The organism is Streptomyces sp. NPDC093984, from assembly GCF_044764595.1.
GTDB classification, from domain to species: domain Bacteria; phylum Actinomycetota; class Actinomycetes; order Streptomycetales; family Streptomycetaceae; genus Streptomyces; species Streptomyces cynarae.
Genome location: NZ_JBIWIM010000002.1, coordinates 335,170 through 357,835, shown reverse-complemented (window position 1 = coordinate 357,835; position 22,666 = coordinate 335,170). Strand labels below are relative to the sequence as shown.

At 72.4% G+C, this 22,666-nt stretch carries 20 protein-coding genes; 7 read left to right on the top strand and 13 right to left on the bottom strand.

What is annotated here, in order from left to right; all coding sequences use genetic code 11:
- The first annotated feature begins 52 nt into the window (after nucleotides 1-52).
- Nucleotides 53-883 (top strand): hypothetical protein, encoded by an 831-nt coding sequence (locus ACIRC0_RS09445; protein ID WP_403614684.1) that lies wholly within the window; start codon nucleotides 53-55, stop codon nucleotides 881-883.
- Nucleotides 884-938: 55 nt separating this feature from the next.
- Here the strand turns inward: ACIRC0_RS09445 and ACIRC0_RS09440 are convergent, their stop codons facing one another.
- Nucleotides 939-2,330 (bottom strand): PLP-dependent aminotransferase family protein, encoded by a 1,392-nt coding sequence (locus tag ACIRC0_RS09440; RefSeq protein ID WP_403613461.1) that lies wholly within the window; start codon nucleotides 2,328-2,330, stop codon nucleotides 939-941.
- 46 nt (nucleotides 2,331-2,376) lie between these two features.
- On the opposite strand from ACIRC0_RS09440, the gene ACIRC0_RS09435 reads away from it, so the two are divergent.
- The 3 genes from ACIRC0_RS09435 to ACIRC0_RS09425 are packed head-to-tail and all read left to right on the top strand — an operon-like array spanning nucleotide 2,377 to nucleotide 4,036.
- Nucleotides 2,377-2,880, top strand: a complete 504-nt coding sequence (locus ACIRC0_RS09435) for a carboxymuconolactone decarboxylase family protein (protein ID WP_403613458.1) — start codon at nucleotides 2,377-2,379, stop codon at nucleotides 2,878-2,880.
- Entirely contained in the window at nucleotides 2,877-3,323 is a 447-nt protein-coding gene (locus ACIRC0_RS09430) for a carboxymuconolactone decarboxylase family protein (RefSeq protein WP_403613455.1), read from the top strand. Before ACIRC0_RS09435 ends, ACIRC0_RS09430 begins: the two co-directional genes overlap by 4 nt.
- Nucleotides 3,320-4,036, top strand: coding sequence for an isocitrate lyase/phosphoenolpyruvate mutase family protein (locus ACIRC0_RS09425; protein ID WP_403613453.1), 717 nt, complete (start codon nucleotides 3,320-3,322; stop codon nucleotides 4,034-4,036). The genes ACIRC0_RS09430 and ACIRC0_RS09425 overlap by 4 nt, the downstream gene beginning before the upstream one ends.
- Nucleotides 4,037-4,051: 15 nt before the next feature.
- Here ACIRC0_RS09425 and ACIRC0_RS09420 read toward each other — a convergent pair whose 3' ends face one another.
- The 5 genes from ACIRC0_RS09420 to ACIRC0_RS09400 form a co-directional block, all read right to left on the bottom strand.
- Nucleotides 4,052-5,014: an ABC transporter substrate-binding protein gene (locus tag ACIRC0_RS09420; protein ID WP_403613451.1), complete on the bottom strand. Its 963-nt coding sequence runs from the start codon at nucleotides 5,012-5,014 to the stop codon at nucleotides 4,052-4,054.
- Between the two features lies 1 nt (nucleotide 5,015).
- On the bottom strand, nucleotides 5,016-6,959 hold the full coding sequence (locus tag ACIRC0_RS09415) for an ABC transporter permease (protein ID WP_403613448.1): 1,944 nt from the start codon (nucleotides 6,957-6,959) through the stop codon (nucleotides 5,016-5,018).
- Nucleotides 6,959-8,221 carry a glycine betaine/L-proline ABC transporter ATP-binding protein gene (locus ACIRC0_RS09410; RefSeq protein ID WP_403613446.1) on the bottom strand — a complete coding sequence of 421 codons (1,263 nt, stop codon included), beginning with the start codon at nucleotides 8,219-8,221 and terminating at the stop codon, nucleotides 6,959-6,961. The genes ACIRC0_RS09415 and ACIRC0_RS09410 overlap by 1 nt, the downstream gene beginning before the upstream one ends.
- Nucleotides 8,221-9,750 (bottom strand): GMC family oxidoreductase, encoded by a 1,530-nt coding sequence (locus ACIRC0_RS09405; protein WP_403613443.1) that lies wholly within the window; start codon nucleotides 9,748-9,750, stop codon nucleotides 8,221-8,223. The genes ACIRC0_RS09410 and ACIRC0_RS09405 overlap by 1 nt, the downstream gene beginning before the upstream one ends.
- 118 nt (nucleotides 9,751-9,868) lie before the next feature.
- A complete protein-coding gene (locus tag ACIRC0_RS09400; RefSeq protein ID WP_403613440.1) occupies nucleotides 9,869-11,389 on the bottom strand; it encodes an aldehyde dehydrogenase family protein in 1,521 nt (506 codons plus the stop codon).
- A 182-nt stretch (nucleotides 11,390-11,571) separates the two neighbouring features.
- On the opposite strand from ACIRC0_RS09400, the gene ACIRC0_RS09395 reads away from it, so the two are divergent.
- Complete coding sequence (locus ACIRC0_RS09395) at nucleotides 11,572-12,348, top strand: hypothetical protein (RefSeq protein WP_403613438.1); 777 nt, start codon at nucleotides 11,572-11,574, stop codon at nucleotides 12,346-12,348.
- Between the two features lie 88 nt (nucleotides 12,349-12,436).
- Here ACIRC0_RS09395 and ACIRC0_RS09390 read toward each other — a convergent pair whose 3' ends face one another.
- The 5 genes from ACIRC0_RS09390 to ACIRC0_RS09370 form a co-directional block, all read right to left on the bottom strand.
- Nucleotides 12,437-13,426 carry a malate dehydrogenase gene (locus ACIRC0_RS09390; RefSeq protein WP_200418911.1) on the bottom strand — a complete coding sequence of 330 codons (990 nt, stop codon included), beginning with the start codon at nucleotides 13,424-13,426 and terminating at the stop codon, nucleotides 12,437-12,439.
- A 430-nt stretch (nucleotides 13,427-13,856) separates the two neighbouring features.
- Nucleotides 13,857-15,083 (bottom strand): DUF2690 domain-containing protein, encoded by a 1,227-nt coding sequence (locus tag ACIRC0_RS09385; protein WP_403613435.1) that lies wholly within the window; start codon nucleotides 15,081-15,083, stop codon nucleotides 13,857-13,859.
- A gap of 550 nt (nucleotides 15,084-15,633) precedes the next feature.
- Nucleotides 15,634-16,263 carry a helix-turn-helix domain-containing protein gene (locus tag ACIRC0_RS09380; RefSeq protein ID WP_403613433.1) on the bottom strand — a complete coding sequence of 210 codons (630 nt, stop codon included), beginning with the start codon at nucleotides 16,261-16,263 and terminating at the stop codon, nucleotides 15,634-15,636.
- A gap of 348 nt (nucleotides 16,264-16,611) precedes the next feature.
- A complete protein-coding gene (locus ACIRC0_RS09375) occupies nucleotides 16,612-17,124 on the bottom strand; it encodes a DUF3017 domain-containing protein (protein ID WP_403613431.1) in 513 nt (170 codons plus the stop codon).
- A complete protein-coding gene (locus tag ACIRC0_RS09370; RefSeq protein WP_403613429.1) occupies nucleotides 17,114-17,968 on the bottom strand; it encodes a bifunctional methylenetetrahydrofolate dehydrogenase/methenyltetrahydrofolate cyclohydrolase in 855 nt (284 codons plus the stop codon). The genes ACIRC0_RS09375 and ACIRC0_RS09370 overlap by 11 nt, the downstream gene beginning before the upstream one ends.
- Nucleotides 17,969-18,241: 273 nt before the next feature.
- On the opposite strand from ACIRC0_RS09370, the gene ACIRC0_RS09365 reads away from it, so the two are divergent.
- Complete coding sequence (locus ACIRC0_RS09365; RefSeq protein WP_403613427.1) at nucleotides 18,242-18,928, top strand: RDD family protein; 687 nt, start codon at nucleotides 18,242-18,244, stop codon at nucleotides 18,926-18,928.
- A 150-nt stretch (nucleotides 18,929-19,078) separates the two neighbouring features.
- On the opposite strand, the gene purH is transcribed toward ACIRC0_RS09365, so the two are convergent.
- Nucleotides 19,079-20,641, bottom strand: a complete 1,563-nt coding sequence (gene purH / locus ACIRC0_RS09360) for a bifunctional phosphoribosylaminoimidazolecarboxamide formyltransferase/IMP cyclohydrolase (RefSeq protein ID WP_200418905.1) — start codon at nucleotides 20,639-20,641, stop codon at nucleotides 19,079-19,081.
- Complete coding sequence (gene purN, locus ACIRC0_RS09355) at nucleotides 20,638-21,288, bottom strand: phosphoribosylglycinamide formyltransferase (RefSeq protein ID WP_403613424.1); 651 nt, start codon at nucleotides 21,286-21,288, stop codon at nucleotides 20,638-20,640. The genes purH and purN overlap by 4 nt, the downstream gene beginning before the upstream one ends.
- A gap of 367 nt (nucleotides 21,289-21,655) precedes the next feature.
- On the opposite strand from purN, the gene ACIRC0_RS09350 reads away from it, so the two are divergent.
- On the top strand, nucleotides 21,656-22,441 hold the full coding sequence (locus ACIRC0_RS09350; protein ID WP_403613421.1) for a hypothetical protein: 786 nt from the start codon (nucleotides 21,656-21,658) through the stop codon (nucleotides 22,439-22,441).
- Nucleotides 22,442-22,666 lie beyond the last annotated feature (225 nt).

The window sequence follows — 22,666 nt, the reverse complement described above, 5'->3', positions numbered from 1 at the left end:
CGCCTGCCCCTGGCCTCGGGATGTCTCCTACAGTCGCTCTGTGCTTGTGGGAATGGTGTCCGCGCTGGGCGCGGCGGTGTGTTTCGGTACGGCGACGGTGCTGCAGGCGGTCGCGGCGCGGGCGGCGGGCACGGGCGGTGGCGGGGACGCTGCGCTGCTGCTGCGGGCGGTGCGCCAGTGGCGGTATCTCGCGGGGCTCGCGCTGGACGGGCTCGGGTTCCTGTTCCAGATCGCGGCGCTGCGGTCGATCCCGATCTACGCGGTGGGCGCGGCGCTCGCGTCCAGCCTGGCGGTGACGGCCGTGGTCGCGGCGCGGCTGCTGCGGGTGCGGCTGACCGGGAGCGAGTGGGGCGCGGTGGCGGTGGTGTGCGCGGGGCTCGCCATGCTGGGGCTGGCGTCCGGGGCCGAGGGCGAGCGGGGCGGGTCGGCGGGGCTCCGGTACGCGATGCTGGCGGCGTCGGTGTGCGTGCTGGTGTTCGGGCTGGCCGGGGGCCGGTTGCCGGGGCGGGGGCGTTCGCTGGTGCTGGGGCTGGGCGCCGGGTTCGGGTTCGGGGTGGTCGAGGTGGCGGTGCGGCTGATCGACTCGCTGGCGCCGTCGGGGCTGCTCGCCAATCCGGCGGCGTATGCGCTGGTGGTGGGCGGCGGGGCGGCGTTCGTGCTGCTGACGACGGCGCTGGAACGGGGGTCGGTGACGGTCGCGACGGCGGGCCTGGTGGTCGGCGAGACGGTGGGCCCGGCGGCCGTGGGCGTCGTGTGGCTGGGCGACCGCACGCGGGAGGGGCTGAGCTGGCTGGCGGTCCTGGGGTTCGCGGTGGCGGTGGCGGGTGCGCTGGCGCTGGCCCGGTTCGGCGAGGCGCCGGCGGAGGCCGCGGAGGCCGCCTGAAGCCTCTCGTTCGGATCAAGCCGCGCTCGCGGGGGTCTGACCCGAAGAAAGAACCCTAGGGCAACGCACGGCACAGCGCCTCCAGCGCCCCCGACCACGCGTGGTCCGGTGGTGTTCCGTAGCCCACGACCAGGGCGTCCAGTGGCCGTGTGGTTGCGGACGGGTGGCGGTAGGCCGACAGACCCTGCAGTGACAGGCCCTGCCAGGTGGCCGCCCTGATCACCGACGCCTCCGTGCCCGGGGGCAGTTGCAGCACCGCGTGCAGGCCGGCCGCGATGCCCCGGACGCGTACCTCCGGGGCGCGGGACGCGAGCGCGGCGACCAGGGCGTCACGGCGGCGGCGGTAGCGCAGGCGGGCGGCGCGGACGTGGCGGTCGTAGGCGCCCGAGGTGAGGAACTCCGCGAGGGTGAGCTGTTCCAGGACACCGGTGGCCCAGCCGCCGGCCCGCTGGACGGCCAGCACCTCCGGGAGCAGGGACGCGGGCAGGACCATCCAGCCAAGGCGCAGCCCGGGGGCGAGGGACTTGCTGGCGGTGCCCAGGTAGACCACGTGATCCGGGTCGAGGTCCTGCAGCGCGCCCACGGGCTGGCGGTCGTAGCGGAACTCGCCGTCGTAGTCGTCCTCCAGGACGAGGCCACCCGTGCGACGGGCCCAGTCGACCACCGCGGCCCGGCGCTCCGGGCGCAGGGCGCCGCCGAGGGGGAACTGGTGTGCGGGGTTCAGCAGCACCGCCGGTGTGCCGGTCAGGTCGTCCGTCCGCGTGCCGAGGTCGTCGAAGGGCAGCGGTACCGTGCGCAGCCCGGCCCGCTGAAGGATGTTCCAGTGCACGAACAGGCCGTACGACTCCACGGCCACCGAGCCTGCCCCGCGGTCCCGCAGCACCTCGCCGAGGAGCTTCAGGCCCTGCGCGAAGCCGGAGCAGACCACGATCCGCTCCGGGTCGGCCCGCACACCCCGGACCCGGGAGAGATAGCCGGCGAGCGCGGTGCGCAGTTCCACGCGGCCGCGGGGGTCGCCGTAGCCGAGGGCGTCGTGCGGGGCGGCGGCGAGGGCGCGGCGGGCGGCCTTGAGCCATGCGGTGCGCGGGAACGAGGCGAGATCCGGGGTGCCCGGCGTCAGGTCGTAGGGGAGGCGACCGCGCTCGGGCGGGTGCGGGGCGGGCCGTTCGGGCGGCCCGGCCACCGGGCGCTCGGCCACCCGGGTGCCCGAGCCCTGGCGCGCGGTGAGCCAGCCCTCGGCGACGAGGTCGGCGTAGGCGTCGGCGACCGTGTTGCGGGCGATGCCCAGGTCGGCGGCGAGCGAACGGGAGGACGGCAGCCGGGTGCCGGGCGCCAGGCGGCCGGTGCGGACCGCGTCGCGCAGGGCGTCGGTCAGGCCCCGGCGCAGCCCCGGGCCGGTCGGCTCCAGATGCAGGTCGATGCCCAGAGTGGCCCACGTTTTCCCCATGGAAATGGACCATACCCCTGGGCTGCTTCGCGCCTAGGGTCGAAGCATGACGACGAATGAGAACACCACCGTTGAGTACGCCCCCGAGCACACCCCCCGCATGAACTGGGCCAAGCACGCCCCCGAGGTCTACAAGACGATGGTCCGGCTCGACGCGGCCGCCGGACAGGGTCTGGACCCGAAGCTGCGCGAGCTGGTGAAGATCCGCGCCTCGCAGCTCAACCACTGCGCGTTCTGCCTGGACATGCACACCAAGGACGCGCTCGCGGCGGGCGAGAGCGTGGAGCGGATCATCCAGCTCAGCGCGTGGGAGGAGTCGCGGCACTTCTACACCGAGAAGGAGGTGGCCGCGCTGGAGCTGACCGACGCGGTGACCGTGCTGACGGACGGGTTCGTGCCGGACGAGGTCTACGAGAAGGCCGCCAAGCACTTCGAGGAGGCCGAGCTGGCACAGCTGATCGCCGCCATCACGGTGATCAACGCCTGGAACCGGTTCGGCGTGACGACGCGTGCGGTTCCGGGGCACTACCGGCCGGGCCAGTACAAGTGACGGTGCGCACGACGTATCTGCACGGCGAGGTCCGCGCCTCGATGCAGGCGCTGAGCGCCGCGGCGAAGAGGGGCCTCGGCGATCCCGCCCTCGCCGAACTGGTCCAGATCCGTGCCTCGCAGCTCAACCACTGCGCGTTCTGCCTGGACATGCATCTGGCGATCGCCCGGAAGCACGGGGTCGACGAGTCGCGGCTGGACCTGCTGAACGCCTGGGAGGAGGCCGGGGAGGTCTTCGACGAGCGGGAGCGGGCCGCGCTGGCGCTGACGGAGGCGGTGACCCTGCTGACGGAGGGCTTCGTGCCGGACGGGGTGTGGGAGCGGGCCGCCCGGCACTTCGACGAGGCACGGCTCGCCCACCTGCTGGCTCTGATCACCGTCATCAACAGCTGGAACCGGCTGATGGTGTCCCGGCGCATTCCGGCGGGGAGCATGGAGTGGTGAGCAAAGTCGACACCTTCCGCGCCCTGCACCACGGACGCCTCCCCGGCGATCCCCTCGTCCTGCCCGGGCCCTGGGACGCGGCGAGCGCGCGCGCCTTCGTGGACGCCGGGTTCCCGGCGCTCGCCACGCCCAGCGCCGGGATCGCCGCCTCCCTGGGGTACGCGGACGGGTCCACCCCCGCCGACGAGATGTTCTCGGCGGTCGCACGGATCACCCGGGCGGTCGACGTGCCGGTGTCGGCCGACGTGGAGGACGGGTACGGGCTCGCCCCGAAGGAGCTGGTGGAACGGCTTCTGGAGGCGGGCGCCGTGGGGTGCAACCTCGAGGACTCCAGCGGAGGTGCCCTCATCGACCCGCGGCAGCACGCCGAGCGGCTCGCCGAGATGCGGGCCGCGGCAGGCGACCGGCTGTTCCTCAACGCCCGCGTCGACACGTTCACGTGCGGGGACGGTGACCCGGAACGGGCCATCGAGCGGGCCGCGTTGTACGTCGCCGCGGGCGCCGACTGCGTCTATCCGATCGGCGCCCCGGCGAACGTACTGCCGCTGCTGCGGGCCGGCATCCAGGGGCCGCTCAACGCCTACGCCAAGCTCGACGGCGAGAGCCCCTCGCCCGCCGAGCTGGGTGAACTGGGCGCCACCCGGGTCACGTTCGGGCCCTGGCTGCTGCGGCGGGCGACAGCGGCGCTGGGCGAGATCGCCCAAGGGCTGTAGGCGGGATCGACGGGATCAGGACAGCCACGCCTTCCAGGTGGACTCGTGGCTGTCCACCCACTTCTTCGCCGCCTCGTCCGGAGTCAGCTTCTGGTCGGCGATCATCAGGGCGACCTCGTTCTGGTCCTCCGTCGTCCAGTTGAACTTCTTCAGGAACCGCGCCGCCTCCCCGCCCTTCTTCGCGAAGTCGGCGTTGAGGTACTTCTGCAGCGGCGTGTGCGGGTACGCGCAGGCGACCTTGGCCGGGTCCGCGTCGCAGCCCTCCTTGTACGGCGGCAGCTTCACCTCCGTCATGGGGACCTTCTTGAACAGCCACTGCGGAACGTACCAGTACGTCAGGAAGGGCTTCTTCTCCTTCGCGAACTGCCTCATCTGCGTGATCTGCGCCGCCTCCGAACCCGCGAAGACCACCTGGTAGTTCAGCTTCAGGTTCTGCACCAGCGCCTTGTCGTTGGTGACGTACGACGGCGAGCCGTCCATCAGCTGGCCCTTGCCGCCGCTCTCCGCCGTGCGGAACAGGGAGGCGTACTTGTTCAGGTTCTTCCAGTCGGTGATGTCCGGATGCTGCTTGGCCAGGTATGCCGGCACGAACCAGCCGATATGACCGGTGACCCCGAGGCCGCCGCCGCGGGTGATCGTCTTCTTGTCCTCGACGTACCGCTTCTCCTGGTCCGGGTGGCCCCAGTCCTCCAGGATCGCGTCGACCCGGCCCTGGCTGAGCGCGTCCCAGGCGGGCACCTCGTCGACCTGGACGGTGTCGACGCGGTAGCCGAGCTTGTGCTCCAGGACGTACTGCGCCACGGCGACGTTGGCCTGGGCGCCCACCCAGGACTGCACGGACAGGGTCACGGACTTCGAGCCCCCGGCATTCGCGAAGGGCGAGGCCTGCTTGGTCATGTCGGCCGCGCCGCACCCGGCGAGCAGCGAGCATGCGGCCGCCGTCGCGGCGATCAGCGCCGTCCTGCGGTTCAGTGTCATGTCACGCTCCCTTCGTCGCGCGTCGCTCGGTCGGCTGGGTCACCCGGTCGAGCATCAGACCGAGGCAGACGATCGCGATCCCGGCCACCAGACCGGTCGCCAGGTCGCCCTGGGCGAGGCCGAAGACGACGTTGTAACCGAGCGCGCCGCCGCCGACCAGGCCGCCGATGATGACGACGGCGAGCACCAGGACCACGCCCTGGTTGACCGCGAGCAGCAGGGCCGGGCGGGCCAGCGGAAGCTGGACCTGACGCAGCTGCTGGCCGCTGGTCGCGCCGAGCGAGCGGGCGGACTCCAGCGCCGCCGGGTCCACCTGGCGCAGGCCCTGCGCGGTGATCCGGACGACCGCCGGAAGGGCGTACACGACGGCGGCGGCGACGGCCGGGGCACGGCCGACGCCGAACAGCGCGACGACCGGGATCAGGTACACGAACTGCGGCATCGTCTGGAAGACGTCGAGGACGGGGCGCAGCAGCCGCTCGAAGCGGTCGCTGCGGGCCGCCGCGATGCCGGTCGCGAAGCCGACGACGAGGGTGACGGCGACGGCGGCGAGCACCTGCGACAGCGTGTCGAGGGACGGCTTCCACACACCGAGCACGCCGATCGCGGCCATCGCGAGGACGGCGGTCAGCGCGGTGCGCCAGGTGCCGATCAGCCAGGCCAGGGCGGCGACGATCAGCAGCACCGACCACCAGGGCAACCACTGCAGACCGGCGCGGACCGGGTCCAGGACCCAGGTGGTGAAGCGGCCCGCCCAGTCGGCGGTGCCGCCGACGACCGGGACGCCGGAGTACAGGTGGGCGGTCATCCAGTCGACGGCGCGGTTGACGGGCTCGGCGATGTTCACCGTCCAGCCCGTGGGCCAGTCGAGGCGGCCCGCCAGGCGCGCGGCCACGGCCACGGCGACGGCGGCGAGGGCCGCGTAGGCCCAGGGGCGCGCGCTGCGCTGCTCCTGCCCGATCCGGTTGCCCGCCGCTGAGGTCACCCGGTCCAGGACGACGGCCAGCAGCACGATGGGGATGCCCGCGGCCAGCGCGGCGCCCACGTCGACCGACGCCAGCGCCTGGTAGACGCGGTCACCGAGACCGCCGGCGCCGATCACGGAGGCGATGACCGCCATGGACAGCGCCATCATGATCGTCTGGTTGAGGCCGAGCAGGAGTTCCTTGCGGGCGAGCGGGATACGGGCGGTCAGCAGGCGCTGCCGTGCGGTGGCGCCGAGGGAGTCGACCGCCTCCAGCACCTCCTTGTCGGCGCCGCGCAGGCCGAGGGCGGTCAGACGGGCCATCGGCGGGGCGGCGTAGACGACCGTGGCGAGGACGGCGGCGGGCACGCCGATGCCGAAGACCAGGACCACGGGGAGGAGGTAGGCGAACGCCGGCAGCACCTGCATGGTGTCCAGCACCGGGCGCAGGGCGCGGTCCAGACGGTCGGACAGACCGGCGCCCAGACCGAGCAGCCCGCCGACGACGACCGAGGCGAGGACCGCGACCACCATGAGGGCGAGGGTCTGCATGGTCGCCACCCACATGCCGAGCAGACCGCAGGCGAGGAACGCCGCGGCGGTGCCGAGGGCGAGGCGCACACCGGCCACGCGCCAGGCGACCAGAGCGGCCGCGACCGTCACGCCCGGCCAGCCCGCGGCGAGCAGGACGAGGTAGACGGCGCGCACGGAGAGGACGACGGCGTTGCTGATGTAGCCGAAGAAGTACAGGAACAGGGGGTGGCTGTCCCGGTTGTCGATGATCCAGTTGCTGGCCGTGGTGAGGGGCTTGGAGAGGTCGACGGTGAGCGCGCCCGGCCAGCCGGCGCCCGGCCAGCGGGAGTTCACCAGCGGTGCGAGGACCGCGGTGACGACCGCGAGCACCAGGAGCTTGCGGGCGGCGCGGGTCTTGACGAAGCCGGGCAGCAGGGGGCGTGGGGCGCTTGCGGTGACCGTGGCCATCAAGCGTCCTCCTTGCTGGTGCTGAGCGGCGGGCGGTGCGCCGGGCCCTGCTTGCCGGGTGCTTCCGTCACACCCGGCTTGGCGCGCGCGGGAGTGACCCCGTCGCCCAGCTGCGCCGCCACGGCGGCACGCTTGCCGGCGGCCACGGCGGCCATCCCGGCCGCGGACTTCCTCGCCCGAGCCGTCGCGGCCGACGTCTCCTTGTCCGTGGTGCCCCCGGTCGGCGCCTCGTTGCTCGCGGCGACCCCGGCGACCACCCCGAGCAGGGCCTCCGGGTCCACCAGGCCCAGACAGCGGCCGTCGTCCACCACCCGCGCCGGGGCGCCCGCCCGGGCCACCGCCTCGATCGCCTCGGAGACCGTGGCGTCCGGCGATACCGCCGGGCCGCTGCCCGCCTCCTCCAGGGACGCGGTGCGCATGGCGCTGCGGACCGTCATGACCTGTTCGCGCGGGACGTCCCGGACGAACTCGCGGACGTAGTCGTCGGCCGGGGAGCCCACGATCTCCTCCGGGGTGCCCAGCTGGACCACGCGGCCGTCGCGCATCAGGGCGATGCGGTCGCCCAGTTTGAGCGCCTCGTTGAGGTCGTGCGTGATGAAGACCATCGTGCGGCCCTCCTCGCGGTGCAGCCGGACGACCTCCTCCTGCATGTCGCGCCGGATCAGCGGGTCGAGCGCGCTGAACGGCTCGTCGAACAGGAGCACTTCGGGGTCGACGGCGAGCGCCCGGGCGAGCCCGACGCGCTGCCGCTGACCGCCCGAGAGCTGGCCGGGGCGGCGGTGCTCCATGCCCTCCAGGCCCACCTTCGCGACGACCTCGGCGGCCTTCTCACGGCGTTCGGACCTGCCGAGGCCCTGGATCTCCAGACCGTAGGCCACGTTGTCGAGGACCGTACGGTGCGGCAGCAGGCCGAAGTGCTGGAAGACCATCGCGGCCCGGTGGCGGCGCAGTTCGCGCAGCCGGGACCTGTCCATGGCGCGGACGTCCTCGCCGTCGATGACGATCGTGCCCGCGGTCGGTTCGATGAGGCGGGTCAGACAGCGCACCAGCGTGGACTTGCCGGAGCCGGACAGACCCATGACGACGAAGACCTCGCCCTTGCGGACGTCGAAGCTCACATCGCGCACGGCGGCCGTGCAGCCGGTGCGTTCGCGCAGCTCGGCGGGGCTCAGCGCACCGAGCTCCGGGTCGGAGGGGACGCGGTCCGCCTTGGGTCCGAAGACCTTCCACAGGCCGTCCACGGAGAAGACCGGCGTGCTCATCACGCACCACCTCCGATCAGGTCGGCGGCCTTCTCCCCGACCATCAGCACCCCGATCATCGGGTTGACCGCGGTCATGGTCGGGAAGACGGAGGCGTCGGCGATGCGGATGCCGTCCAGGCCGCGGATGCGCAGCTCGGGGTCGACGACGGCGAGGTCGTCGGTCTCGGCGCCCATGCGGCAGGTGCCCGCCGGGTGGTACACGGTGTGGGCGGCCTTGCGGGCGTACTCGCTCAGCTCCTCGTCGCCGGTGATGTCGGGGCCTGGGCACACCTCCCGCTTCAGCCAGCCCGCCAACGGCTCGGTCTTCGCGATCTCGCGGGCGATACGGATGCCGTCGACGAGGGTGCGGCCGTCGTAGTCGTCCTCGTCGGTGAAGTAGCGGAAGTCGAGGGCGGGCTTGACGGACGGGTCCGGGCTGGTGAGGTACAGCCGGCCGCGGCTCTTCGGCTTGGGGATGTTCGGAGTCATCGAGACGCCGAACTCCGGCCGCTCGTAGCCCAGTCGCTCCGGGTTGTCCGTGAACGGGATCTGGTAGAAGTGGAACATCAGGTCCGGGCCCGCGTGTTCGGGGTCGCGGCGCACGAAGAGCCCGGCGTCGGAGTCCATCGCGGAGTTCTCGGGGATCGGGCCGTGCGTCTCCCAGACGATGACCGACTCCGGGTGGTCGAGCAGGTTCTCACCGACGCCCGGCAGGTCGTGCACGACGGGTATACCGAGCTGCTCCAGGTCCGCCTTGGGGCCGATCCCGGAGTGCAGCAGCAGCCGCGGGGAGTCGACGGCGCCGGCACACAGCACGACCTCGCGCCGGGCCCGTACGAGGATCTCCTCGCCCTCCTTGGTCCGCACGTGCACCCCGCGGGCGCGCGTGTCCTCCAGCTCCAGCTTGTACGCCCACGTCTCCAGCAACAGCGTGAGGTTGGCGCGTTCGTCCATCACCGGGTGCAGATACGCCACCGACGCGCTGGAGCGCTTGTTGTTCTCCGGGTGGTAGGCGAGGTCGAAGAAGCCGACGCCCTCGGTGAACGGCTTCTTGTTGAAGCCCTCGACGCGCGGCACGCCGAGCGCGGCCTGGGCCGCGTCCACGAAGTCGCGGGCGATGGCGTTCCGGTCGTTCTCGTCGACGGGGACGATGTTGTTCTTCAGACGGGCGTAGTACGCCTCCATCGGTACGGCGCCCCAGCCCTCGGCGCCGGCCGCCTCCCACTCGTCCCAGTCGGACGGCAGCGGCTTGAAGGCGATGAGGGTGTTGTGCGAGGAGCAGCCGCCGAGGACGCGGGCGCGGCTGTGCCGGATGTGGGAGTTGCCGCGCGGCTGCTGCGTGGTCGGGTAGTCGTAGTCGAGTTCGCCGCCGAGCAGGCCCATCCAGCGGCGCAGGGTGAGGACGTCGTCGCGGCCGACGTCGCTCGGGCCGCCCTCGATGACGGCGACGGTGACGTCCGGGTTCTCGGTGAGGCGGGAGGCGATGACGGAGCCTGCGGTTCCGCCACCGATGACGACATAGTCGTACTCGTGGGTGGTTTCGGACATGGGCGTCGTGCTCCAGGGATACGGGGAGGTGGGGGGAGTGCGAGGTGGGGGGAGTGCGAGGTCGGAGGGGGAAGGTGGGGACGAAGGTGGAGTGGGGTGATCGGTCGCGGGGCGGGGCTCAGCCCGCGAACCACCGCACCGGCTTGGGGGCGAGGTTCTGGTAGACGTGCTTGGTCTCGCGGTACTCGGCGAGGCCGGCGGGGCCGAGTTCGCGGCCGATGCCGCTCTTGCCGAAGCCGCCCCACTCCGCCTGCGGGAGGTAGGGGTGGAAGTCGTTGATCCAGACGGTGCCGTGGCGCAGCCGGCCGGCGACGCGGCGGGCACGGCCGGCGTCGGCGGTCCACACGGCGCCGGCGAGGCCGTACTCGGTGTCGTTGGCGAGGGCGACCGCCTCGTCCTCGGTGCGGAAGGTCTCGACGGTGAGGACGGGACCGAAGACCTCCTCCCGGACGACCTTCATCTCCCGGTGGCAGTGGTCGAGGACGGTCGGCTCGTAGAACCAGCCGGTGGCCGGCCGGGTCTCGCCGGGCTCGGGCCGCTTGCCGCCGCAGCGCAGCACCGCGCCCTCGGCGAGCGCGGAGGCGACGTACGCCTCGGTCTTCGCGCGCTGCTGTTCGGAGACGAGCGGGCCGCACTCGACGCCCTTCTCGGTGCCGCGGCCGAGCTTGATCTTCTCGGCGCGCCGGGCGAGTTCGGCGACGAAGCGGTCGCGGACGGACTCCTCGATGATGAGGCGGGCGCCCGCCGAGCAGACCTGGCCGCTGTGGATGAAGGCGGCGTTGAGGGCCTGGTCGACGGCGGTGTCGAAGCCCTCCTCGGTGGCGCAGGCGTCGGCGAAGACGACGTTGGGGTTCTTGCCGCCGAGCTCCAGGGCGATCTTCTTGACGCCCGCGGCGGCGGCCTGCGCGACCTTCGTGCCGCTGACCAGGCCGCCGGTGAAGGAGACGAGGTCGACGCCGGGGTGCTCGGCGAGCCGGGCGCCGACGGAGTGCCCGGGCCCGGTGACGATGTTCGCGACCCCGTCGGGCAGCCCGGCCTCGACCAGCAGGTCGATCAGCGCGATCGTCGTCATCGGGGTGATCTCGCTCGGCTTGACCACGAAGGTGTTGCCGGCCGCGAGAGCCGGGGCGATCTTCCAGCTGGCCTGGAGGAGCGGGTAGTTCCAGGGTGTGATCAACGTGCACACGCCGACGGGTTCGTGTACGACGACGCTGTGGACGTCCGGTGAGCCGGCGTCCACGACCCGGCCGGCGCCCTCGCCGGCGACCAGGTTCGCGAAGTAGCGGAAGGCGTCGGCGACGCAGTCGATGTCGACCCGGCCCTCCTCGACGGTCTTGCCGGCGTCCCGGCTCTCCAGCAGGCCCAGTTCTTCACGATCGCGTACGAGAAGGTCGGCGACGCGGTGCAGCAGCGCGGCGCGCTCCGCGACGGGCGTGTGCGGCCACGGCCCCTCGTCGAAGGCGCGGCGCGCGGCCTCCACCGCGGCGTCGGCGTCCCGCTCGTCACCCTCCGCGACCACCGCGAACGGCGTGGCATCCGCCGGGTCGAGGACCTCGCGCGTCGCACCGGAGAGGGCCGTGCGCCACTCCCCTGCCACGTGGATCGTCTGCTTCGCCTGCCGTGCCTGCTGTCCGGCCATGATCGGTACTGCCTTCCGTTCCTGTGCGGTGCCCCTGTGTCACGCCGGTGTGACTTCGGGAGCCCGGTGCACCTGCCCCCGGCCTGTCGATGCATGCGGGATCCGCGGCCGAAAGTGCGGAGCGTCACTAAAAATGCGGTCGAAAAGGGTGAAAAGTACGCTGAGCCACTGGAGGTGACGTGATGTCCCGAACCCATGGCTTCGCGATCGCTACGAGCGCCGTCTCTATGGCGCTGCTGTTGCCCCCGATGTTGTTCTCTCCGCCGACGAGCGCCGCCACCCCCGCCCGGACCGGAGGCAACCAGAGCCCACAGGAGCTGGCCGCGCAGGCGGAGCGGGGGCTGCGGAACGCCAGATCCGTCCGGCTCGTCTACGAGGACCGCAGCGCGACGGCCAGGTCGAGCAAGCGTCTGCCGACGGCGATGGACCTCGCCCTCGACCGGGCCGGCAACTGCGCCGGCACCATGACGCTCGGGGGACACGGCGGCACCGTCCAGATCGTCAAACGGGGCACCGAGGTTTGGCTGAAGCCGGACGCGGCGTTCTGGAAGGCGGAGTACCCCGGCAAGCGGGGTGCCGGCCTGGCCACGACGTTCGGCAACCGCTACATCCACGGCTCCACGTCCAGCAACCTGCTGGCCGGCATCGCGAGCACCTGTGACCTCCGTGAACTCCAGGAGGTCGCGAAGGTCTCCGCACCCTCCTCCCTGAAGGAGGGCCTCGCGACGACCCTGAACGGCACCCGGGTGGTCCCCCTGTCCTTCCAGGTGAACGGCTTCACCTCGACGCTGTACGTCACCACCGGCAAGGACCACCGCCTCTACCGGGCGGCCCAGAAGGGCCCGGACACGGATCTGAGCCTGACCTTCACGGGCTACAACGTGCCGGTGCCGAGGACGACCCCGCCCGCCGGCCAGACGGTGGACATCTCACGGGTTCCGCAGCCGCCGCGGAGCTGACGGAGAGGACAGGTGCCCCGGGCACGAAGAACGGGCCCCGCTCCGGACGCAACCGGAACGGGGCCCGTGGCGCAGGAGCGCCGACGTGTCAGATGAGGCCGAGGCCGCGGACCGCCTCGCGCTCCTCCTCGAGCTCCTTGACGGAGGCGTCGATGCGGGCGCGGGAGAACTCGTTGATGTCCAGGCCCTGGACGATCTCGTACTTGCCGTCCTTGGTGGTGACCGGGAAGGAGGAGATCAGGCCCTCGGGGACGCCGTAGGAGCCGTCCGACGGGATGGCCATGGAGGTCCAGTCGCCCTCGGCGGTGCCGTTGACCCAGGTGTACACGTGGTCGATGGCGGCGTTGGCGGCGGAGGCGGCCGACGAGGCGCCGCGGGCCTCGATGATGGCGGCGCCGCGCTTGGCGACGGTCGGGATGAAGTCCTCGGCCAGCCACTTCTCGTCGTTCACGACCTCGGCGGCGTTCTTGCCGGCGACCGTGGCGTGGAAGATGTCCGGGTACTGGGTCGCGGAGTGGTTGCCCCAGATGGTCAGGCGCTTGATGTCGGCGACCGTGCTGCCCGTCTTCTTCGCGAGCTGGGTCAGCGCGCGGTTGTGGTCGAGGCGGGTCATCGCGGTGAAGCGCTCCGCCGGTACGTCCGGCGCGGCGGCCTGGGCGATCAGCGCGTTGGTGTTGGCCGGGTTGCCGACGACCAGGACCTTCACGTCGTCCGCGGCGTGGTCGTTGATGGCCTTGCCCTGCGGCTTGAAGATGCCGCCGTTGGCCTCGAGGAGGTCACCGCGCTCCATGCCCTTCGTCCGCGGGCGGGCACCGACGAGGAGGGCCACGTTGGTGCCGTCGAAGGCCACGTTCGGGTCGTCCGTGATGTCGATGCCCTGCAGGAGCGGGAACGCGCAGTCGTCGAGCTCCATGGCCGTGCCCTCGGCGGCCTTGAGGGCCGGCGTGATCTCCAGGAGGCGCAGCTTGACCGGCACGTCCGCGCCGAGCAGCTGGCCGGAGGCGATGCGGAAGAGCAGTGCGTAGCCGATCTGGCCGGCCGCGCCGGTGACGGTGACGTTCACGGGAGTGCGGGTCATGGCGTTCTCCGTATGACAGCTGGCGGTGGGGCGTCGTCGCCCCGGGGTGAGGGATCCCCGTCGCCGGTTCTTGGCCGGCGCCCGCCGCGATGATCGATCACGGTTACGAATGATCGATCTCTTGGCGTCAAGAGAGATCCAGCCGTCAGGCTATCGCGCATCCGGCATCCCGCACGGCCGGGTCCGTGTGGCCCGGCCCACAACCCTCATGAGGCGGCGGCCGCCTGCTCGATGAGGGGGGACTGAGCGGCGGCCGCCGTGGGGGATGTCCTACCGGAAGGCGGTTTCGGCCCTCCGGCGCTGCCGGACTCCCGTGGGGGTGTACGGTCCGCTTGCCCCGCGACGGGAGGCTCATGCGTGTCATGGCGTGATTCTTTTGCGCGAGAGACGCACGGCACCCGTCCGCGCGCCCCTCGCTGTCGCCGCCGTGCTACTTCGTGCACCCCTTCTGCCCCGACGCCAGCGTCACACAGGCCTTCGCCGCGGCCCCGCCCTTCACCGCCACCATCGGGGTGTACGCGTCGGTGTCCCCCGCCGTGGTGACCGATCCGGTCTGCTTCCTCGCCCCGGCCGCGGACACCTCGACCGTGTCGCCCTGCGCCGCCCGGGTGATACGGGCCCACGCGGCGCCGCAGGTCCTGCTGTAGCGGACCTCGACGAGGGTGGTGCCGACGGTGACGCTGGTGCTGGTCGTGGCCTGGGTGCCGCCGCAGCCCATGGTCTCCGGGTCCTTGCCGGTGCAGCCGGCGCCGGCGCACTTGACGCCGGGCGGCAGGTCGGCCTCCGGGCTCGGCGAGGCCGCGGACGGCTTGCGGGCGGCGGCTTTCTCGTCGTTGCCGCCGGTGAGGTGGAAGGCCGCCGCGATCACCAGCAGCGCTCCGACGAGGCCCGCCACGAACATGGTCAGCCGGCGCCTGCGGCGCACGTCGCCGGACCCGCTGCCGCCTTCCGGCCGGGCGTCCGAGGGCGCCGGTCCGTGCGGCCCGGACAGGTCCGGGGCGGGTGCGGGGGCCGGGGCGGGTGCGGGGTCCGGTGCGCCGGAGTTGGGCGCCGTGGCCGGGCTGCGGCGGGCTCCCGACGGCCCCTTGAGCCCGGCGAGTCCCCAGGAGTTGCCACCCTTCGAACCGGCGCCCGTCGAGCCGGCGCCCGCCGAACCGCCGCGCACCGCACCCGAGTCGCCCGCCGCGTCCGGGGTCTGCTCGGGCGTCGGCTGCGGCGGCACCGTCGGGGACACGCCCGCGGGGCCCGCGATGCCCGGCGCCACCGTGGCGCTGCGGGCCGTCCTGCCGCCGCGGCCCTGGTTCTCGGTGGCCGCCCCGAACTCGCCGAGCGCGGCGCGCGCCTGGGAGATCCGGATGGCCTCCATGGTTCTGTCGTGGCGCATCTCCGCCCGGCTCCAGGCCCGTTCGGCCAGCTCCCACATGGTGGTCAGATGGACGGGATGGGTGTCGGTCACCTCGGCCAGCGCGACGATCGCGCCCTTCGGCGCGAGCAGCCGGCCGTTCAGGTACCGCTCCCAGGACGTCTTGCTGTAGCCGGTGCGGTCGGCCACGGCGGAGACGCTGAGACCGCTGCGGTCCACGAGCCGCCGCAACTGTGCCGCGAATTCCTTGACCTGCGGATCGAGTTCATCGGGCAAGGCCTTCCAGCGAGGCATTGCTTCCCCCCTCTTCCCCCGGTACATCCTGTTGTTCCCCCGTGCGTGGTGCCCGCTCCCGGTCCCCGTTGTGGCTACCCACGCCGGACGCGCCCGGCCGGGGCTTCCGCCCCCGAAGCGGGGCGCACGGAGGCAGTCGGACGGGAGCGAGCGCCGTCGCACGCCCCCGTGGGTCTCCGGACCAGTGTCCACCGCCTGTTCGTACGGCCGAACAGAACGCCCGGTTCGCCACGCGGGACGCCCCGGACCGTCCCGGTTGGACACGTTAGCGGCCAAGTGCGAACGGTTCGCGGTCGATGCGCGAACTTGTCAACACATCGACACAACGGGGACACAGCGGCGACCTCAGCGGACACGGGGGGACTCAGAGGACTCAGGGGGACCCCGGTCACCTCACCGAAGGATCACGACCCGCAGGGTCACGACCCGTGGGGTCACGACCCGAAGGTCACGACCCGTGGGGTCACGACCCGAAGGTCACGCCCCGTGGGGTCACGACCCGAAGGTCACGCCCCGCGGGGTCACGACCCGAAGGTCACGCCCCGCGGGGTCACGAGCCGAAGGTCACGGCGCCGACGACGGCGACGACGAGCAACGCCAGCAGCCCGAGAACCGCGGCGAGAAGGAGACGGCGGCCGGCGGGCCGCGGCTCGGGCTCCTCCTCGAGCCGGTCCCACCACGGAATCGTCGGCTCCTCTTCGTACTCCCCCGGGACGGGAGCGGGCGCCGGAGCTCCTGCGGGAGCGGTGGCCGGACTTCCGGCTGGGGCGGGAGCGGTGGCTGGACCTCCGGCTGGGGCGGGAGCGGCGGCCGAGCCTCCCACCGCGGGAGCGGTCGCCGGAGCTCCCGCCGGGGCGGAAGCAGTAGCCGGACCCCCCGTCGGCGCGGGCGCCGGGGCCGGTTGCCGGGGCCAGGCGCGCACCGCCAGCTCCCAGCGGACACCGAAACGTTCGGTCTCTTCCGCCTCCAGCCCCGCGACCCGGCACAGCGCCGTGACCGCCTGGCGGGGCGCCGGCTGGGTGGCGTTGAGGTAGCGCTGCCAGGAGGACTTGCTGTACGCGGTGCGGGCGCCGAGTGCGACGAGGCTGAGCCCGGTGCGGTCCTTCAGGAGCCGCAGCTGTTCCACGAAGTGCCGTACCTCCGGCGGCAGATCGTCCGGCAGCGGCTGCCAGGCGCCCATCCCTCACCCCTCCGCGTCACCCGGTCAAAAAGCGTGTTTCCGTTCGATTGACGACGTCAGGGGCGAAGCCGGTTCCGTTGCGGGGCGCGGACACCGTAGCGGAACGGTCACTTCCGTGCCACAGCGAACTGTCAGGTATTGAACAGCTCCAGCATGTACATGAAGGTGTTTCCGGCGCCCGGTTCCGGACGGGGGTCGGGACCGGGCGCCGCCCGAGGTCGAACACGCACTGTTCGGTAAGGACCGTTCAGAACGGCCCGTCCCTCTACGGTCCGTTCGGGATGGCGCTTCGCCAACGGACCGCCCAGGTACGCCCACTCAGGTACACCCCACTCAGGTACGGACCGCTCAGGTACGGACCGTGAAGTGCAGCGTGTCGTCCAGGAACGGTATCTCCAGCCACGGATGGGGCTGCGCCATCATCGCGAGCAGCACGATGGCCAGGCCCAGGACCCCGTACGTGATCATGTCCGTGAAGCGGGACCGCACCGCGAGCATGCCCACGTCGGGCAGCGCCCAGCGCATCACGGCGCCGCCCAGCAGCGCGACGCCGATCAGGATCGTGCCGAAGCGGAACGCGTCCAGCGCGGTCACCAGCAGCCCGAGGCCGACGACGGCCAGCACGGCGAGGATCGGCCACTGCCGGGCGGGCGCGGGAGCGTCACGGGGCGCGGCCCTGCCCCCGCCCTCGGGCCGCGCGGTGTCCCGGGTGACCCGCGGAAACCGCCGGGTCACGCGCCGTGGCACACCGTCCGCGTCGGGGGCGCTGACCGCGTCCGTCACCACCGGCTCGGTGTCGGCTTCCCGCTCCTGCGCGGCCCCCTTCTCGGGGTCGCCCGCAGGCCTGGCCTCAGCCGACACTGCGCTCCGCCGCCTCGACCACGTTGACGAGGAGCTGGGCGCGGGTCATCGGGCCGACACCGCCCGGGTTCGGGGAGATCCAGCCGGCCACCTCGGCCACGTCCGGGTGGACATCGCCGACGATCTTCCCCTCGGCGTTGCGCGAGACACCGACGTCGAGGACGGCGGCGCCCGGCTTCACGTCCTCGGCCCGGACCAGGTGGGCGGAGCCCGCCGCGGCGACGATGATGTCGGCGCGCTTGAGGTGGGCCGAGAGGTCGCGGGTGCCGGTGTGGCACTGGGTGACCGTGGCGTTCTCGCTGCGCCGCGTCAGCAGCAGCGGCATCGGGCGCCCGATGGTCACGCCCCGGCCGACGACCACGACCTCGGCGCCCTTGATCTCGACGCCGTAGCGGCGCAGCAGGGTGAGGATGCCGTTGGGGGTGCAGGGCAGCGGGGCCGGCTCGTTCAGCACGAGACGGCCGAGGTTCATCGGGTGCAGGCCGTCCGCGTCCTTGGCCGGGTCCATCAGCTCCAGGATCCGGTTCTCGTCGATGCCCCTGGGCAGCGGCAGCTGCACGATGTAGCCGGTGCAGGCCGGGTCCTCGTTGAGCTCGCGGACGACCGCCTCGATCTCCTCCTGGGTGGCAGTCGCCGGCAGCTCGCGCTGGATCGACGCGATGCCGACCTCGGCGCAGTCGCGGTGCTTGCCCGCGACGTACTTGCGGCTGCCGGGGTCGTCCCCGACGAGGATCGTGCCGAGGCCGGGCGTGACGCCCCTCTCCTTCAGCGCCGCCACGCGGGCGGTCAGATCGGACTTGATCGCGGCTGCGGTGGCCTTGCCATCGAGAATCTGGGCGGTCATGGTCCCATCCTCGCGGATGACCCGGCCCCGGTTCCAATCCGGGTGGGAACCGGTTCGGACGGTCGTCGGCGGGCGCGCCCGGACCGGGAGGATCGCGCACATTGCGACTGCACAACACATGTTTCCGCCGACTGGACAAATTGTCACCGCTGCTAGAACGATGAACGGCACAGTTCTGCGGTTCGTGTTCGGGGGGCAACCGCTCGGTTCGTGACGTTCCTCCGCGCAATCCGCACCGTCCCCGCATGTATGCGTCAACGGAGGAAACCGGCCATGAGTTTCGGCTCGCCCAACAACCCCTACGGACAGCCGCAGAACCCCCAGGAGGGGTACGGCTACCCCCAGCAGGGCCAGCAGTACCCCCAGCAGGGTCAGCAGCCCGGCTACGGCTACCCGCAGGCGCCGGGCGTGCCGCCGCAGGGGGGCTACGGATACCCGCAGCAGCCGGGCTACGCGGGCGGCGGCGCCCCGGCTCCCCGGGTGGCGTCGATGGGTCGCCGGTTCGGCGCCCGCCTGATCGACGGCGTCGTCTTCGGCGTCATCTACGGGATCCTCGCCGTCGCGGGTGTCGCCGGTGCCGTGGGCGCGGCCAAGGACTGCGACCCGAACGCCGCCGACTACAGCACCTGCATCAACAACGCGAGCTCGGACATCGTGGCCAAGTTCACGGCCGTGATCGGCATCCTCGCGGTCATCGGCCTGCTCTACGAGTGGCTGATGGTCGGCCTGGTGGGCCGCACCCTGGGCAAGATGGCCGTCGGCCTGCACGTGGTGAACGCCGAGACGGGCCAGAAGCCGGGGCTGGGCAAGTCCTTCATCCGCTGGATCATCCCGATCGTCGGCTCCATCGCCTGCGGTATCGGCCAGCTCCTGGTCTACCTGTCCCCGTTCTGGGACAAGTCCGGCCGCCAGCAGGGCTGGCACGACAAGGCCGCGGGCACGATGGTCGTCCAGAACTGACCGCAGACACGACGCGCAAGGGCCGTGCCTCGCCCCGACAAGGGGAGAGGCACGGCCCTTGCGCGTCGGGTGCAGCCCGCGTCAGGGGGTGAAGTGCCGCGGCGGGGCCGGCGTTCGCCCGATGGCGCCCGCCGGCCCCGCACCACGGTGTCAGTGGAAGAAGTGCCGCGTCCCCGTGAAGTACATCGTCACGCCCGCCTTCTGTGCGGCCTCCACGACCTGCTCGTCGCGGATCGAACCGCCGGGCTGCACGATCGCCTTGACGCCCGCGGCGATCAGGATCTCCGGGCCGTCGGGGAACGGGAAGAAGGCGTCCGAGGCGGCGTACGAGCCGCGCGCCCGCTCCTCGCCCGCCCGCTCGACAGCGAGCTTGCAGGAGTCCACCCGGTTGACCTGGCCCATGCCCACGCCGACGGAGGCACCGTCCTTGGCGAGCAGGATGGCGTTGGACTTGACGGCGCGGCAGGCCTTCCAGGCGAAGGCGAGCTCCTTCAACTCCTCGGCGCTCAGCGCCTCACCCGATGCCAGGGTCCAGTTGGCGGGGTCGTCGCCGTCGGCCTGGAGGCGGTCGGTGACCTGGAGCAGCGCACCGCCGTCGATCTGCTTGATCTCGGCGGGGTTCTCCGGGGCGTTCGGGGCCTTCAGGACGCGGATGTTCTTCTTCTTGGCGAGCGCCTCGAGCGCGCCCTCCTCGTAGTCGGGCGCGACGATGACCTCGGTGAAGATGTCGGCGACCTGCTCGGCCATCTCCCGGCTCACCGGGCGGTTCACGGCGATGACGCCGCCGTAGGCGGAGACCGGGTCGCAGGCGTGCGCCTTGCGGTGCGCCTCGGCGACGTCCGCGCCGATCGCGATGCCGCACGGGTTGGCGTGCTTGATGATGGCGACACAGGGCTCGGCGTGGTCGTACGCGGCACGGCGCGCGGCGTCCGTGTCCGTGTAGTTGTTGTACGACATCTCCTTGCCGTGCAGCTGCTCCGCCTCGGCCAGGCCACCGGTGCCGTCGACGTAGAGGGCGGCGGGCTGGTGCGGGTTCTCGCCGTAGCGCAGGGTGTTGCGGCGCTCGTAGGTGGCGCCGACGAAGTCGGGGAAGACCGAGTCGTCGACGGGCGCGTACGAGGACGCGAACCAGGAGGCGACGGCGACGTCGTAGGCGGCGGTGTGCTGGAAGGCCTCGGCGGCGAGCCGCTTGCGGGCGGTGAGGTCGAAGCCGCCGTCGCGGACGGCGGCGAGGACGTCGGCGTACCGGTCGGGGCTGGTCACCACGGCCACCGACGGGTGGTTCTTGGCGGCGGCGCGGACCATGGAGGGGCCGCCGATGTCGATCTGCTCGACGCACTCGTCGGGGGAGGCGCCCGAGGCGACGGTCTCGCGGAACGGGTAGAGGTTGACGACGACGAGGTCGAACGGCTCGACGCCCAGCTCGGCGAGCTGCTGCCGGTGGGTCTCGAGGCGCAGGTCGGCGAGGATGCCCGCGTGGACCTTGGGGTGCAGGGTCTTGACCCGGCCGTCCAGGCACTCGGGGAAGCCGGTCAGCTCCTCGACCTTGGTGACGGGGACGCCGGCGGCGGCGATACGGCCGGCGGTGGAACCGGTCGAGACGAGCTCCACGCCCGCCTCGTGCAGGCCACGGGCGAGCTCTTCGAGCCCGGTCTTGTCGTAGACGCTGACGAGCGCGCGCCGGATGGGCCGCTTGGTGCTCTCGGCGGTCACTGGATAACTACCTTTCGTCCCTCAATGCGATAGCCGTTGCGGGCGATCCGCCCCACGACCTCGACGAGCAGTCTTCGCTCGACTTCCTTGATGCGCTCGTGCAGAGCGCTCTCGTCGTCCTCGTCCCGGACCTCGACCACGCCCTGCGCGATGATCGGCCCGGTGTCGACGCCGTCGTCGACGAAGTGGACGGTGCAACCGGTGACCTTGGCGCCGTACGCGAGCGCGTCACGCACACCGTGGGCTCCGGGAAAGCTGGGCAGGAGAGCGGGGTGGGTGTTGACGAACCGCCCGCCGAACCGGGCGAGGAACTCCTTGCCCACGATCTTCATGAACCCGGCGGAGACGACGAGGTCGGGCTCATAGGAGGCGACGGCCTCGGTGAGGGCCGCGTCCCACGCGTCCCGGCTCTCGTAGTCCTTCACCCGGCACACGAAGGTGGGCAGCCCGGCGCGCTCGGCGCGGGCGAGGCCCTCGATCCCGTCGCGGTCGGCGCCGACGGCCACGACCTCGGCCCCGTAGGCGGCGGGGCCGGCCTCGGCGATGGCGTCGAGAAGCGCCTGCAGGTTGGTGCCGGAACCGGAGACCAGGACGACCAGGCGCTTGGCCGCGGACTCGGTGACGGTCTCGGCCACGGACTCGGGCACGGCGGGGCCCTTTCTCGGCGAAGTGTGCGTGTGGTCGCTCGGGAGAGCGTTTGTACGGTCGTACGAATGCTTCGCGCCCCGGGATACGGGGAAGTCTACGAAGCGGCCGACCGTCAGCAACGATACCGGCACACCGGCAGGCCCCCGGGCGACGGGGGCGTGGCCGGAAGGTAGCGTCTGGGGAGGAGCCACCCGGAGACGCGGCCCGGAAAGCGGTCAGAGGCGGGGGAACGCCGCACCTGCGCGGGACGTTGACCGGGTGAGGGGGACGCCCGCGGCACCGCCTGCGCGGGGGGTGCGCCCGCCGCATGGCGAGCTCCGTGGACGAACCGCCCGCCCGTACCACCAAGGGGAAGACGCACACCTGATGCCGGACCGCAGTCTCCGACTCCCTCCGCTGCTGCTGCGCGAGCGGCACCCTTCGCCTGTGCCGCCGCAGGAGAGCGACGGGGCACCGTCCGCGGGCGACGGATCCGTCGGGGACGGCCGGAGGCCCGAGGAGGCACCGGCGGACGACAATCCGTTCGCGCCGCCGCCGGAGGGCACACCGGACCGGCCCTGGCAGCCTCGCCGCCCCGGCCAGGGGCAGGACGGCTCCGGCGAAGGCGGACGTTCGCCCTGGGGCGGCCAGTGGAGCGACCGGCAGCCGGGCCCCGCGGCGGGCGGCCGCTTCGGCGAGCGCCCGGGCGGTCCGGGTGGCCCCGGCGGACAGGGCGGCCCTGAGGGTCCGGGCTCCGCCGGCCCCGGTGCGGGACCGCGCTGGGACCCCGCGGACCCGGTCCAGCGCCGTGCGCGGTACGCACTGCTGGGCGGTATGTGGGCGTTCTTCTTCGCGCTGTTCAGCTGGCAGTACGTGGCGCTGCTGCTGGGCGCGCTGTCGCTGTACTGGGGCGTGAGCGCCCTGCGCGCGAAGCCCCGCACCCCCGACCCGAACAGCTCCGCGTCTCCGGCCCGTCCCCAGACCACGGCAGCGATCAGCGGTCTGGTCACGGCGTCGCTGGCGCTGGCGCTGGTGGCCACCACGTTCGCGGCCCAGCTCGTCTACCGGGACTACTACACGTGCGTCAACGACGCCTTGACGACGGCGTCGAAGCAGTCCTGCAACGACCTTCTGCCGAAGGACCTGCGGGGGGTACTGGGGACGAACGGCTGACCTTCCCGACCGGCCGTATCGCATCCGCGCCCTTGGCCGGAATCTCCTCCGGTCCGGTGGACGGAAATCCCCTGCCGTCCTGTGGGTGCTGTGGACGGAATCCTCTCCGGTCCGGGGGACGCAATCCCCTCCGGTTCCGTGGCGGGATCCCCTCCGTCCTGTGGGCGGAATCCCCTCCGGTTCCGTGGACGCAATCCCCTCTGGTCCCGTGGGCGGACTGCGCCG